Raw genomic sequence first — 12364 nt, forward strand, 5'->3', positions numbered from 1 at the left:
GCCCGTGCCGCTTCACGGGCTGTTTTTGCGTATTTGTATTTATTCGCATTTAGAGACGTTGCAATGCAGCAAAATGGCGCCCGTTCCAACCATCCGACATCGAGAGGGAAGCCATGCTGCTCAGCAACACCGAATACATTCCGGGCCACAACGTCACCCGCCACCTGGGCCTGGTGCAAGGCAGCACCGTGCGCTCCAAGCACGCCGGGCGCGATTTCATGGCCGGGCTGAAGAACATCGTCGGCGGCGAACTCAAGGGCTATACCGAGCTGCTCAACGAATCGCGCCAGGAAGCGCTGGAGCGCATGCAGGCGCAGGCCGTGCAACTGGGGGCGAATGCGGTCATCAACATCCGCTTTTCCACCTCCAATATCGCGTCCGGCGCGTCCGAGCTGCTGGCCTACGGCACGGCCGTGGTGATCGAAGCGGGCCATTGAGCGCGGCGAGGGCTTATGGAACTGCTCATCAACCTGGCCATCGTCGTGCTGCTGGGGCTGTCGGGGCTGGTCTTCGGCACCCTGAGCGAGCGCAGGCACTACCGCTCCATCCGCGAGCGCGAGGCGCAATACCGCCACATCCTGGTCTTCAACGAAAAGCGCCCGCCGTCCATCGTCGCCGGCCAGCCCTTTCATCTGGTGCAAGGCTCGGTCGTGGTGTCCAGCGACTATTTCAAGAACATGGCTGCCGGGCTGCGCAGCCTGTTCGGCGGCAACCTGAAAACCTATGAAACCCTGCTCGACCGTGCGCGGCGCGAGGCCATGCTGCGGCTGAAGCAGCAGGCCGACGAGCGCGGCGCCCACATGGTGGTGGGCGTGCTGTTTGAAACCAGCACGCTGAACCAGAACGGGCGCAGCCAGATCGTCAGTTGCGAAGTGCTGGCCTACGGCACGGCCTTCGAGATGCCGCCCGCCCATGCCTGACGGCAACCGCCCCGCCCATCCCGCCCGCCCGGCCTACGAGAACCCCGAGGTCGATCACTCGGTGAACGTCGGCGCAGGCTCGCCGCTGCGCGAGTTTTTCAGCCTCAGCCTGTGGCTCATGCTGGCCGTGGCGCTGCTGGTGGGGGCGGTGTTTCTGGGCGCCCGCTGGCTGGCGCCGCTGGTGCCGCCGACGTGGGAGCAGCGCATGGTGCAGCCCATCCTGGCGCAATGGCGCGGCACTACGGCCCAGGAATCTGCAGCGGCCCGCCAGCGCCGCGTCTGGCTGCAAGCCCTGGCCGACCGCCTGCGCCCGGCCATGCAGTGGCCGGCCGACATGCCGCTGACCGTCCACTGGCTGCAAAGCGACGTGCCCAACGCCTTTGCCACGCTGGGCGGCCATGTCTTCATCCACCAGGGCCTGATCGACCGGGTGGACAGCGAAAACGCCCTGGCCATGGTGCTGGCGCACGAAATGGCGCACATCCGGCACCGCGACCCCATCGTTGCCCTGGGCGGCGGCCTGGTGGTGGGCTTGAGCTTGCAGGCGGTGCTGGGCGGCGGCAGTCTGCTGGGTTCCGGCGGCGTGGCAGGGGAGGCGGCGGCAGCGCTGTCGCAATTGAGCTTTTCGCGCAACCAGGAGCGTGCGGCCGATGCCGCCGCGCTGGCGGCCATGCAGGCGCACTACGGCCACCTGACCGATGCCGATGCCTTTTTTGCCCGGATGCTGCGCGAGGAGCGCAGCGGCAGCGTGCCCGAGTTTCTGCGCACCCACCCCGACACGGCCAGCCGCGTGCAGGCCATCCGTGCGGCAGCCAATGGCCATGCCGCCGCTGCCGTGCCGCTGCCGGCATTCATGCGCAGCGCGGAGAAAAAGGGAAGGCGCGGCGATGGCCCGGCTTCCTGAGAACCTGTTCACGATCTTTTCTGCGGTAGGCGATCGGAAGACAATAACCACTTCTTTTTTCTTTGAGGTATCGGCATGAAAACCAGCGCACGCAATCAATTTTCCGGCACCGTCTCGCGCGTCACTGCCGGCGCGGTGAACGACGAGGTGGCCCTGGTCGTGCCGGGCATGGATGCCGAAATCGTCGCCATCGTCACCCACGGCAGCGCGGTGGAGCTGGGCCTGGTGCCGGGCGCCCGGGCGTTTGCACTGGTCAAGGCCTCGTCGGTGATCGTGGTGACGGATGCCGAAGGTGCCCGCTTTTCCGCCCGCAACCGCCTGCAAGGCACGGTCACGCAGGTGCAAACCGGCGCGGTCAATAGCGAAGTGGTCATCGGCCTGCCCGGCGGCGGCGCCGTGGCGGCCATCATCACCAACGAAAGCTGCGCGGCGCTGGGGCTGGTGCCCGGTGCCGCCGCGTCGGCGCTGTTCAAGGCCTCGAACGTGATCATCGGCGTGCCTGCCTAGCGGGCAACGCCCGGGCGGCCCGTGCCGCCCGGTCATGCGTCGGAAGAAACTGCGTTGGCGTTGCTGCCGGCGCAGTTTTTTTATTCATGGGCCATCAGAACCTGTTCCCAGACCTTTTCTTTATCCTCGGTACGTATTTTTCAAGGAGAGCATGTATGGGCTTCAAACCTGTTCCCACCGCCATTGCGGTGGCCCTGGGGCTGATCATCGGCTTCGTCATTCCCGTGCCCGAAGGGGTCACGCCCAATGCCTGGCATCTGCTGGCGCTGTTCGTCGGCACCATCGCGGCCATCATCGGCAAGGCGCTGCCCATCGGGGCGCTGTCCATCATCGCCATTGCGCTGGTGGCGGTCACGGGCGTGACCAACGACAAGGCGGCGGGTGCGATCAACGATGCGCTCAGCAGCTTCTCCAATTCGCTGATCTGGCTGATCGGCGTGTCCATCATGATCTCGCGCGGCATCATCAAGACCGGGCTGGGCGCACGCATCGGCTACCTGTTCATCGCCGTGTGGGGCAAGAAGACCATCGGCATCGCCTATTCGCTGGCGCTGTCGGAGCTGATCCTGGCCCCGGTCACGCCCAGCAACACGGCCCGTGGCGGCGGCATCATCCACCCCATCATGCGGGCCATTGCGGGCAGCTACGACTCCGACCCCGACAAGGGCACGCAGGGGCGTATGGGCCGCTATCTGGCGCTGACCAACTACCACGCCAACCCGATCACCTCGGCCATGTTCATCACCGCCACCGCGCCCAATCCGCTGGTGGTGAAACTGATTGCCGATGCCACGGGCGCACAGATCAGCCTGAGCTGGGGCACCTGGGCGCTGGCCATGCTGCTGCCGGGGCTGGTGGCGCTGGCGCTGATGCCGCTCATCATCTACCTGTTGCACCCGCCGGAAATCAAAAGCACGCCCAACGCCATGCAGTTCGCCCGCGAGAAGCTCCGGGAGCTGGGGCCCATCAGCCGGGGCGAGATCACGATGTTCGGCGTTTTCGCGGTGCTGCTGGTGCTGTGGGCGGGCGTTCCGGCCTTCATCTTCGGCCCCGGCGCGGCGGTCGATCCGACCACCACGGCGTTCATCGGCCTGTCGCTGTGCCTGATTACCGGCGTGCTGACCTGGGAGGATGTCATCAAGGAAAAGAGCGCCTGGGACACCATCGTCTGGTTCGGCGCGTTGGTGATGATGGCCACCTTCCTGAACAAGCTGGGGCTGATCGCCTGGTTTGCCCAGAGCATTGAAACCGGCATCGGCAGCCTGGGCCTGGGCTGGATGGGGGCCAGCGCCCTGCTGATGCTGACCTATTTGTACGCCCACTACATGTTTGCCAGCACCACGGCGCACATCACCGCCATGTTCGCCGCCTTCTACGGCGCGGGCCTGGCCCTGGGCGCACCGGCGCTGCCTTTTGCGCTGATGATGGCGGCGGCGTCCAACATCATGATGACGCTGACCCACTACGCCACCGGCACCTCGCCGGTCATCTTCGGCTCGGGCTACACCACGCTGGGCGAATGGTGGAAAACCGGTTTCGTGATGAGCGTGGTGCTGATCCTCATCTGGCTGGTGGTGGGCAGCCTGTGGTGGAAGGTGCTGGGGTATTGGTGATATTGGGAGCTGTTTCCGCTTTATTCATCAGGATTTCAGATGGTTTTACATATGAAATCCTTGCGTAGACAGCGGAAGCAGCTCTCCTTTTATTGATCTTCCGCCTGAATCGCGGGATAGCGCTGCGCCAGCGCTTCGGTCAGCCCGAACTGGGCCAGCAGCTCGTGCAGGCGCTGGGCAGCACTGCGTTTTTTCTGGCCGGTGTAGCGGGCGATGATGAGTTCGTTCTTCATGCTGTGTTCCCAGCCCACCAGTTCGGTCACGGTGACCTGGTAGCCGCAGGCTTCCAGGTACAGGCAGCGCAGCACGTTGGTCAGGTGGCTGCCGATTTCGCGGGTGTGGATGGGGTGGCGCCACAGCTCGGCCAGCGGGGTGCGGGCCAGGTGCAGGGCTTTGTTCTGGCGCATGGCGGCGGCCAGTTCGGCCTGGCAGCAGGGGACGAGAACCATCGCCCTGGCACGCTTTTCCAGGCCGAAGGCGATGGCATCGTCGGTGGCGGTGTCGCAGGCGTGCAGGGCGGTGACGATGTCGAAGCGCTCGGGCATGAAGTCGGCGCGGGTGGAATCGGCCACCGACATGTTCAGGAACACCATGCGCTCGAAGCCCAGGTCGGCCGCCAGCCGTTGCGAGGACTCGACCAGCGGGGCGCGGGTTTCGATGCCGTAGATGGTGCCCCGGCCCAGGTTCTTGAAAAACAGGTCGTACAGGATGAAGCCCAGGTAGGACTTGCCCGCGCCGTGGTCGGCCAGGGTGACGGCGTGGTCGCCCTGTCCCAGTTCTTCAAGGAGGGGCTGGATGAACTGGTAGAGGTGGTAGACCTGCTTGAGCTTGCGGCGCGAATCCTGGTTGAGCTTGCCTTCGCGCGTCAGGATGTGCAGCGCCTTGAGCAGCTCCAGGCTTTGGCCGGGTTGCAGGCCGAGCTGCGCGGCGATGTCCTGCTGCACGGGGGCGGCAGGTTTTGCAGGTTTATTTTTCTTCATGCGTGTCGTGCAGGGTGCGGCCGGTGACCGGGCAGCGCGGGCCGACGTCCAGGTCCAGCCAGCCTTCCAGGCCGATGGTTTCCAGCGTCTGCATGTTGCGCTCGTAGATCATTTCGGCCTCGGGGTAGGCCTCGACGGCCTTGTCGATGCTGTCTTCGCGCAGCAGGTGCAGCGTGGGGTAGGGGGCGCGGTTGGTGCAGTTGGTCACGTCGTCCACCTCGGTGCCCTCGAACTGGAAGCGCGGGTGGAAGGAGGCGACTTGCAGGATGCCGCCCAGCTCCAGCTCGTCGATCATGGCGTCGGCCACTTCCAGGAAGTCGTTGAAGTCCAGAAAGTCCGCGAACGCTTGCGGCAGGATGAGCAGGGTGGTGTCGCGCTGCTCGGGGTTGGCTTCGGCCAGGGCTTCGAGTTCGCGGTGCAGGTCGAGGATGACGCCCTCGCCGTCCTGCGCCTGGCTGACGGCATAGTGAATCTGCCCCTTGGTGTGGACGCCTTTGGCGAAGGGGCACAGGTTCAGGCCGATGACGGCCTGCTCCAGCCAGCGCACGGTGTCGGCGATGACGATGTCCTCGGGGTAGGACGGTGCTTCGGAGCCGGGGGCGGGGGTGTTCATGGGCGGGGTTTCTCCAACAGAGGGGGAACGTATTGTCAGGCCAACAGCCTTTGCCCGGTCAGGCGCTGGTGTTCCCCGGCGGCGTAGCGGTCGGTCATGCCGGCGACGAAGTCGGCCACGGCCCGGGCGCGGGCGGTGGCATCCCCGGCCGCTGCGGCCTGCTGGGCACGCTGGGCAAAGCGCGGTTTCATGGCCTGGGGGTGTTCCAGGTAGTAGGCAAACAGCTCGCGCACCACTTGCTGCGCCGCCGTCATGGTCTGCATGACCTGCGGGTGGCGGTAGAGCTGGTGCAGCAAAAAGGTTTTCAGCGCCTGGCTGCCGTAGTGCATCTCGGCGCTGAAGGACACCAGCCGCTGGCCGCACTCGCGCACGTCCTGCACGCTGGCGACGCCTGCCGCAGCAATCCCCGCCTGGGTGGTGGCGATGACGTCGTAGACCTGGGCCGACAGCATCCGGCGGATGCTTTCGTACAGCAGTCGCCGCTGGGCATCGGGCGCGGCCAGCGCGGGGTGGTCGCGCAGCACCTGCCGGTAGTGCCGGGCGAACAGGGGGATGTCTTGCAACTGCTCCAGGGTGATGAGGCCGGAGCGCACGCCGTCGTCCACATCGTGGGCGTTGTAGGCGATGGCATCGGCCAGATTGGCCAGCTGGGCTTCCAGCGAGGGCTGCTGCTTCAACAGAAAACGCCGGCCCACGCCGCCCGGCTCCTGCTGCTCCAGCAACTGCGCGTTGGTTTGGGAGCAGTGCTTGAGGATGCCCTCGCGGGTTTCAAAGGTCAGGTTCAGGCCGTCGAAATCGGGGTAGCGTTCTTCCAGGCGATCGACCACGCGCAGGCTTTGCAGGTTGTGTTCGAAGCCGCCCCAGTCGCGCATGCAGTCGTTCAGCGCATCCTGGCCCGCATGGCCGAACGGGGTGTGGCCCAGGTCGTGCGCCAGGCAGATGGCTTCCACCAGGTCTTCGTTCAGCCCCAGCGGGCGGGCAATGCTGCGGCCCATCTGCGCCACTTCCAGCGAGTGCGTCAGGCGCGTGCGGAACAGGTCGCCCTCATGGTTCACGAACACCTGGGTTTTGTAGACCAGGCGGCGGAAGGCGCTGCTATGCACGATGCGGTCGCGGTCGCGCTGGTGGTCGTTGCGGGTGGGGGTGGGCGCTTCCGGGTAGCGGCGTCCGCGTGTGGCAGAGGGGTGGCAGGCCCAGGGGGCCAGCGGGGCGGGGGAGAGCGGGGGCAAATTGTGCAAGTCCAGCGGCATCGGCGGTGTATTCAGGGATTAACCGCTGACATGGTACAGCCGCGCCACCGATGCGGCGGCCCCGGGAGGCAGCTTGCTGCCGCCGTAGGTGTGGGTACTGCCCTGCTGGGGCACCAGGGCCTGCAACTGCTGGTTGCTGATGGCGCCGATCTTGACGATGTATTCCCGGATTTGCGCCAGCCGCTCGGAGATGCGCTGCATGTGCGTGACGGCCTGTGGCGTGAAGGCGCTGGCCTCGAAGCGCTGGGCCAGGCCGGCAAACGCCGTCATGCTGTCGCGCAGCTGTTCCATCGCCTGGGCGATGGCGTCGGGCGACGCCTCGGTAAGCATGGGGGTGATGAGGTCGAGCAGGCCGTCGATTTGGCCCAGGGCTTGTTCCAGTTGCATGGTCGGTCACTCAAAGCAAAGACAGCCGCAATAGTAAAGCCCCGCTGTCCTTGCACGCCCGCCGAAGGTCGGAAAGGCGGTGTGCAGGCCAGCGGGGCCAGGAATAGCGGGGGGCGATCAGGTGCGGGCAGCGGTGCCCAGGAACATGCCGGCATCGGCCAGCAGCTTGTCGGCGATGGCGCCGGCATTGACGCTGAAGCTGCCGTTGGCGATGGCTTCGCGCATGGCCTGGACTTTGGCCAGGTCGATGTCCGCCGAGGTCTTGCTGCCCTGGTCAAGCGAGCGTACCGATTTGGAGACGGTGACCGGCACCCCGGCCTGGGCGGTGCGACCGCTGGCCTGGACGGCTTCGGCGGCCGTACCGGTTTGTTTTTGCTGGGCGCTCTGGGCTGCGCCTTGCTGGAGCTTGCCTGCCAGCATTTCGACGTTGTTGTTGATTCCGACCTTCATGTTCTTTTCTCCGTAGAGCGTTTTATCGCTGATTTGCTAGTGGTATCGGCAGGGGGTGGGGGAACTTGAGCAGTTTCTTTGCAACGGGATGTGCCGCTTGGCGGCTACGGCCCGACTTCCACATCGCCCTGGGCATTGACCGTACCGGAGACGAGCTGCCCATTATCCATCCTGACCTTGACGGTTTCGCCCACGCCTGCGCCGGTGACGGCTTTTCCTGAGGAAGTGACGACAAACCCGGCCCCTCTGGACAGGAGTTTGACGGTTGCGCCCTTCTGGAAGACGGCGGCAGGCCGCACCATCGACTGGCGCAGCACCTGCCGCGCCATCAGGTTGCGGGTGGCGGTCTGGCCGATCCAGTCGCCGGGATTCACGAGGATGGGCGACAGGTCGGCCGCCCAATCGACCTCGGCCTGCACGGCGCTGCTGGCGTCCAGCGTTTCGCCGCTATTGACATTCGTGGCCAGTACCCAGCCCGGTCCCCAGGCCTGCACGGTGACGGGCAGGAACACGTTCCAGGGCCGGGCCCCTTGTTCGACGCAGCGCAGCCCGATGCGGGTGCGCCCCCACAGCTTGGAGCCGGCGGGCAGGTAGGCATCCACCTGGTTGCAGGGGGCCAGTTGCAGGCGGGGGTCGAGCTTGCCGACCTGGACCTCCAGGCGCAGCGGCAGGCTTTGCCCGCCGTCCTCCTGCGCGATGGCGTTCTGCACCCATTGCTCGCCCAGGGCATTGAGCGCGGGCAGGCTGTTTTGCGCCGCCGCGCCGCTGCACGCCGCCGCCCCCAGCAGTGCCAGTGCGAACGGGCGAAGCAGAGGATGGCTGGGGCGGCTGGGTTCAGGCATGGGGACAGGTGCGGGCAAAGGTCGTTCAAGCGCTTGGTTTGGGGCAACTGTAGTGCGCCTGCCGTGTGCCAAAGCCGGGAAAAACAGGGGCAAGGGCGTTTTCTTCGCGCTTTCGTCGGTGGGGTGAATTTCCATAATCGCTGCACGTCCAGGAGCCTGCCGGACAGTGGCTGGCTGTGCAGGACATTGCCTGAAAGGAAGAATCCCATGCTCAACAAAATCACCGGTAACCTGGATTTCCAAACCGACGCACTGGTGCTGCGTGCCGAGCGCCAGCGGATCATCTCCAGCAACATCGCCAACGCCGACACCCCTGGCTATGTGGCGCGGGATTTCGACTTTGCCAAGACCCTCAAGGCCGCCAGGCAAGGCCCCAACGCCTTGCAGGAGCAACTGCGGACCCTGAGCACTACCGATGCCAAGCACATTCCGGTGCCGACGGTCAGCTTTGGCCAGGACAAGGACAAGCGCCTGGGCTATTCCCTGGCGGCCCAGCCCGCGCTGGACAACAACACCGTGGATATGGACCGCGAGCGGGCCAACTTCGTCGACAACGCCGTGCGCTACGAGGCCACGCTGCGCTTTGTCAACGGCTCGTCGCGCACGCTGCTTTCGGCCATTACCGGCCAGTAAGCACGCCAGCAAGAATTTTTGGAGGTAAGCCACCATGTCAATGTTTTCTATTTTCAGTGTCTCGGGCAGTGCCTTGAGCGCCCAGTCCCAGCGGCTGAACGTGGTTGCGTCCAACCTGGCCAACGTCGATGCCGTGGCCGGGCCGGATGGCGAAACCTACAAGTCCCGCCAGGTGGTGTTCCAGACCGCGCCGATGGGCGAGGAGGGGGCCGCCGGCGTCAAGGTCGTGGGCATCAAGGAGGACAACACCCCTGGGCGCAAGGTGTATTCGCCCGAGCATCCGCTGGCCGACGACCAGGGCTACGTCAGCCACTCCAACGTGAATGCGGTCGATCAGATGGTGGACATGATTTCCGCCTCGCGCTCGTACCAGAACAACGTCGAAGTCATGAACACGGCCAAGACGCTGCTGCTCAAGACGCTGCAACTGGGCCAATAAGCACGTTCTCCGGAGCGTAGAAAGTATTTCCATGATTGATAGCACGAGCGTCTATACCCGAGGCCTGAACGGCGCAGGCACTACCGATAGCACCACCGGCACCGGGGGCACGGCCTCCAATGCCGCAGAGATGCAGAACCAGTTCCTGACCCTGCTGGTCGCGCAGCTCAAGAACCAGGACCCGACCAGCCCGATGGACAACGCGCAGATGACCTCGCAGATGGCGCAGATCAGCACCGTCAGCGGCATCGAAAAGCTCAACGACACCGTCAACAGCGTCACCAGCCAGTTCTCCACCATGCAGATGCTGCAGGGCAGCAACCTGATCGGGCGCACCGTGCTGTCCGAAGGCGACCAGCTGGGCATGGTCGTGGGCGAGACCGAGGACGAAGACGGCAACAAAGTCCCCACGGCACGCGGCACGGCGGCGTTCGACCTGGACGGGCTGGCCAGCGACGTGCAGGTGCAGATCATGACCAGCAGCGGCCAGCTCGTGGACACCATGCAGCTGGGCAGCGCCAACCCGGGGCGCAACTACTTCACCTGGGACGGTTCGGCCTACGAGGGCGACCTGAGCGACCTGCGCTTCAAGGTCACGGCCACCAATGGGAGCGAGGTGGTCAAGTCCACCTCGCTGGCGCCGAATGCGGTCGTGGCCACCAGCATCACCGACCAGGGCATGGTGCTGGAGCTGGCCAATGGCAGCAGCATCGGCTACAGCAGCGTCAAGGCTGTGTTCTAAGTTTTTCGGTATTTCGCACCTGCAAGGAGCAGCACCATGGGTTTCTATCACGGACTTTCCGGCCTGAACGCCGCCAGCAAAAGCCTGGACGTCAGCGGCCACAACATTGCCAACAGCAACACCGTCGGCTTCAAGAAGTCGCGGGCCGAGTTCAATGAAATGGTGGCCAGCGCCATGGGCACCGGGCAGTGCCCCGGCAGCGCCGGCGCCGGGATCGGCGTGGGCATTGCCGCCGTCACGCAGCAATTCAGCCAGGGTGTGGTGACCCCCACGGCCAACGGGCTGGACATGGCCATCAACGGCGACGGCTTCTTCGTCGTGAACACCCCGAACGGCGTGGCCTACACCCGCAACGGCGCGTTCCAGCTGAACAAGGACGGCTACCTCATCACCGCCAACGGCGACAAGGTGCAGGGCTGGGCCGATGCCAGCGCCACGGGCACCCAGCCGGTGGATTTGCAGTTTCCCACCGGCTCCGGGATTCCTGGTCGCCAGACCACCAGCCTGCAGATGCAGGCGGCCAACCTGCCGGCCACGGCGCCGGATGCCGCCAGCCAGACGCCGGTTACTCCGCGCCATACCTATGGCAGCTCGGTGCAGGTGTTCGACAGCCAGGGCGTGGCGATTCCGGTGGAGGTCTATTTCGTGAAGAACGGCAGCAATACCTGGGATGTGTACGACAGCCTGGACCCGGCGGCCACGCCGGTCGGGCAGGTGCAGTTCGATGGCGAAGGCAAGTTCACGTCCACGACGCCCGCTGCGCTGACCTTGAATGTCGACCCGGCAGCCGCCAATCCGAACAACCCGCCGGTGCCTTTCAACGTGGCGCTGGACTTGAGCGGCATGACGCAGAACGACCGCAAGTGGAGCGTGGACAAGATGACCCAGGACGGCTATGCCTCCGGCGAGCTGACGGGGGTGAACGTCTCCAAGGACGGGACGCTCATGGCCTCGTACTCCAACGGCCTGACCCGCGCCGAGGGCAAGGTGGCGCTGGCCCGCTTCACCAACCCCCAGGGCCTGGCGCCCAGCGGCAACAACAACTGGGTGCAGACCAATGATTCCGGCCCGGTGCTGTACGGCTCGGCCGGTTCGGGCAGTTTTGGCGAAGTCCAGGGCTGCGCTCTGGAGGAATCGAACGTCGACCTGACCGCCGAACTGGTCGGCATGATGACCGCGCAACGCGCCTACCAGGCCAACGCCCAGACCATCAAGACGCAGGACCAGGTGTTCTCCACTCTGGTGAACCTGCGCTGATGCAGCGCTTGTGACAGAGAAGGAGTAGCCCGCCATGGACCGCATCATCTACACCACCATGACCGGGGCCAACGCTGCCATGCAGCGCCAGGCCATCCTGTCGAACAACCTGGCCAATGCCACCACTACCGGTTTCCGTGCCGAGCTGACGACCTTCCGCTCGGTGCCGCTGGAAGGGGCGGGGGCCAGCACCCGGGTGTTCGGGCTGGATGCCACCTCGGGCTATTCCGACCTGCCGGGCACGGCCATCACCACCGGCAAGCCGACCGACGTCATGGCCCGGGGCAATGCCTGGTTTGCCGTGCAGGGCCTCGACGGCCTGGAGGCCTACACCCGCAACGGCGCCCTGGAAGTGAACGAGCAGGGCCAGTTGCTCACGGCCAACGGGCTGGCGGTGCTGTCGGACGGCGGCACGCCGATCGACGTGCCGCAGAACGCCAAGGTCAGCTTCGGCGCGGACGGCACCATCTCGGCCACCGAGCCGGGGCAGGACCCGATCAACATCGGCCGCCTGAAGATGATCACGCCCGAAGCGGACGCCCCGCTGGTGCGCGGCAACGACGGGCTGTTTCGCGCCGCCGACGGCAACCCCCTGCCCACCGATGCCACGGCCCGCCTGGCCGACGGCGTGCTGGAAGGTTCCAACGTGAATGCGGTGGAGACCATGGTCGGCATGATCGCCGCCTCGCGCCAGTTCGAGTCGCAGATGAAGCTGCTGACCACCGCCGAAACCAACGACAAAACCGCCGCCCAGCTGCTGGGCATGAACGGCTGACGGCGCCGCCCGCACCGCCCCGCACAGCCCCGCAACAAGCGAAGGAGGACTC

At 65.5% G+C, this 12364-nt stretch carries 15 protein-coding genes and 1 pseudogene; 10 read left to right on the forward strand and 6 right to left on the reverse strand.

Annotation, left to right across the window (positions count from 1 at the left end):
* The first annotated feature begins 113 nt into the window (after window positions 1–113).
* The 5 genes and pseudogenes from ACFO3A_RS07120 (at window position 114) to ACFO3A_RS07140 (ending at window position 3944) form a co-directional block, all read left to right on the forward strand.
* Window positions 114–437, forward strand: a complete 324-nt coding sequence (locus tag ACFO3A_RS07120) for a YbjQ family protein (RefSeq protein WP_377725217.1) — start codon at window positions 114–116, stop codon at window positions 435–437.
* A 15-nt stretch (window positions 438–452) separates the two neighbouring features.
* Window positions 453–920, forward strand: a complete 468-nt coding sequence (locus tag ACFO3A_RS07125) for a YbjQ family protein (protein ID WP_377725219.1) — start codon at window positions 453–455, stop codon at window positions 918–920.
* Window positions 913–1824, forward strand: a complete 912-nt coding sequence (locus ACFO3A_RS07130; RefSeq protein ID WP_377725221.1) for a M48 family metallopeptidase — start codon at window positions 913–915, stop codon at window positions 1822–1824. Before ACFO3A_RS07125 ends, ACFO3A_RS07130 begins: the two co-directional genes overlap by 8 nt.
* Window positions 1825–1893: 69 nt before the next feature.
* Window positions 1894–2331, forward strand: a pseudogene (locus ACFO3A_RS07135) (TOBE domain-containing protein); the annotation flags it as partial.
* A gap of 155 nt (window positions 2332–2486) precedes the next feature.
* Complete coding sequence (locus tag ACFO3A_RS07140; protein WP_377725224.1) at window positions 2487–3944, forward strand: DASS family sodium-coupled anion symporter; 1458 nt, start codon at window positions 2487–2489, stop codon at window positions 3942–3944.
* 89 nt (window positions 3945–4033) lie between these two features.
* Here ACFO3A_RS07140 and ACFO3A_RS07145 read toward each other — a convergent pair whose 3' ends face one another.
* The 6 genes from ACFO3A_RS07145 to flgA form a co-directional block, all read right to left on the reverse strand.
* Window positions 4034–4924, reverse strand: a complete 891-nt coding sequence (locus tag ACFO3A_RS07145; protein ID WP_377725225.1) for a class I SAM-dependent methyltransferase — start codon at window positions 4922–4924, stop codon at window positions 4034–4036.
* Complete coding sequence (locus ACFO3A_RS07150; protein WP_377725226.1) at window positions 4911–5537, reverse strand: DUF1415 domain-containing protein; 627 nt, start codon at window positions 5535–5537, stop codon at window positions 4911–4913. The genes ACFO3A_RS07145 and ACFO3A_RS07150 overlap by 14 nt, the downstream gene beginning before the upstream one ends.
* A gap of 35 nt (window positions 5538–5572) precedes the next feature.
* Window positions 5573–6775 (reverse strand): deoxyguanosinetriphosphate triphosphohydrolase, encoded by a 1203-nt coding sequence (locus ACFO3A_RS07155; RefSeq protein WP_377725227.1) that lies wholly within the window; start codon window positions 6773–6775, stop codon window positions 5573–5575.
* A gap of 30 nt (window positions 6776–6805) precedes the next feature.
* Window positions 6806–7174 (reverse strand): hypothetical protein, encoded by a 369-nt coding sequence (locus ACFO3A_RS07160; protein WP_377725229.1) that lies wholly within the window; start codon window positions 7172–7174, stop codon window positions 6806–6808.
* A 117-nt stretch (window positions 7175–7291) separates the two neighbouring features.
* The gene (flgM, locus tag ACFO3A_RS07165; RefSeq protein ID WP_377725230.1) at window positions 7292–7624 is read right to left on the reverse strand and encodes a flagellar biosynthesis anti-sigma factor FlgM; all 333 of its coding nucleotides are present in this window, start codon (window positions 7622–7624) and stop codon (window positions 7292–7294) included.
* 104 nt (window positions 7625–7728) lie between these two features.
* Window positions 7729–8466, reverse strand: a complete 738-nt coding sequence (flgA, locus tag ACFO3A_RS07170) for a flagellar basal body P-ring formation chaperone FlgA (protein ID WP_377725233.1) — start codon at window positions 8464–8466, stop codon at window positions 7729–7731.
* A gap of 207 nt (window positions 8467–8673) precedes the next feature.
* On the opposite strand from flgA, the gene flgB reads away from it, so the two are divergent.
* Genes flgB through flgF form a run of 5 tightly spaced genes read left to right on the forward strand, consistent with a single transcriptional unit; the run spans window position 8674 to window position 12312 of the window.
* The gene (gene flgB, locus ACFO3A_RS07175) at window positions 8674–9099 is read left to right on the forward strand and encodes a flagellar basal body rod protein FlgB (protein WP_377725235.1); all 426 of its coding nucleotides are present in this window, start codon (window positions 8674–8676) and stop codon (window positions 9097–9099) included.
* A gap of 34 nt (window positions 9100–9133) precedes the next feature.
* Window positions 9134–9538, forward strand: a complete 405-nt coding sequence (gene flgC, locus ACFO3A_RS07180) for a flagellar basal body rod protein FlgC (protein WP_377725236.1) — start codon at window positions 9134–9136, stop codon at window positions 9536–9538.
* 31 nt (window positions 9539–9569) lie between these two features.
* On the forward strand, window positions 9570–10280 hold the full coding sequence (locus tag ACFO3A_RS07185) for a flagellar hook assembly protein FlgD (RefSeq protein ID WP_377725238.1): 711 nt from the start codon (window positions 9570–9572) through the stop codon (window positions 10278–10280).
* 36 nt (window positions 10281–10316) lie between these two features.
* Window positions 10317–11537 carry a flagellar hook protein FlgE gene (flgE, locus tag ACFO3A_RS07190; protein WP_377725239.1) on the forward strand — a complete coding sequence of 407 codons (1221 nt, stop codon included), beginning with the start codon at window positions 10317–10319 and terminating at the stop codon, window positions 11535–11537.
* A gap of 34 nt (window positions 11538–11571) precedes the next feature.
* Window positions 11572–12312 (forward strand): flagellar basal-body rod protein FlgF, encoded by a 741-nt coding sequence (gene flgF, locus ACFO3A_RS07195; protein ID WP_377725240.1) that lies wholly within the window; start codon window positions 11572–11574, stop codon window positions 12310–12312.
* Window positions 12313–12364: the final 52 nt, after the last annotated feature.

It is taken from the genome of Comamonas nitrativorans, from assembly GCF_042654765.1.
In the GTDB taxonomy this organism is placed as follows: domain Bacteria; phylum Pseudomonadota; class Gammaproteobacteria; order Burkholderiales; family Burkholderiaceae_C; genus Comamonas; species Comamonas nitrativorans.

Coding starts and splice junctions, on each gene's coding strand:
- ACFO3A_RS07120 (WP_377725217.1), top strand. CDS start 114: ATGCTGCTCAGCAACACCGAATACATTCCGGGCCACAACGTCACCCGC.
- ACFO3A_RS07125 (WP_377725219.1), top strand. CDS start 453: ATGGAACTGCTCATCAACCTGGCCATCGTCGTGCTGCTGGGGCTGTCG.
- ACFO3A_RS07130 (WP_377725221.1), top strand. CDS start 913: ATGCCTGACGGCAACCGCCCCGCCCATCCCGCCCGCCCGGCCTACGAG.
- ACFO3A_RS07140 (WP_377725224.1), top strand. CDS start 2,487: ATGGGCTTCAAACCTGTTCCCACCGCCATTGCGGTGGCCCTGGGGCTG.
- ACFO3A_RS07145 (WP_377725225.1), bottom strand. CDS start 4,924: ATGAAGAAAAATAAACCTGCAAAACCTGCCGCCCCCGTGCAGCAGGAC.
- ACFO3A_RS07150 (WP_377725226.1), bottom strand. CDS start 5,537: ATGAACACCCCCGCCCCCGGCTCCGAAGCACCGTCCTACCCCGAGGAC.
- ACFO3A_RS07160 (WP_377725229.1), bottom strand. CDS start 7,174: ATGCAACTGGAACAAGCCCTGGGCCAAATCGACGGCCTGCTCGACCTC.
- flgM (WP_377725230.1), bottom strand. CDS start 7,624: ATGAAGGTCGGAATCAACAACAACGTCGAAATGCTGGCAGGCAAGCTC.
- flgA (WP_377725233.1), bottom strand. CDS start 8,466: ATGCCTGAACCCAGCCGCCCCAGCCATCCTCTGCTTCGCCCGTTCGCA.
- flgB (WP_377725235.1), top strand. CDS start 8,674: ATGCTCAACAAAATCACCGGTAACCTGGATTTCCAAACCGACGCACTG.
- flgC (WP_377725236.1), top strand. CDS start 9,134: ATGTCAATGTTTTCTATTTTCAGTGTCTCGGGCAGTGCCTTGAGCGCC.
- ACFO3A_RS07185 (WP_377725238.1), top strand. CDS start 9,570: ATGATTGATAGCACGAGCGTCTATACCCGAGGCCTGAACGGCGCAGGC.
- flgE (WP_377725239.1), top strand. CDS start 10,317: ATGGGTTTCTATCACGGACTTTCCGGCCTGAACGCCGCCAGCAAAAGC.
- flgF (WP_377725240.1), top strand. CDS start 11,572: ATGGACCGCATCATCTACACCACCATGACCGGGGCCAACGCTGCCATG.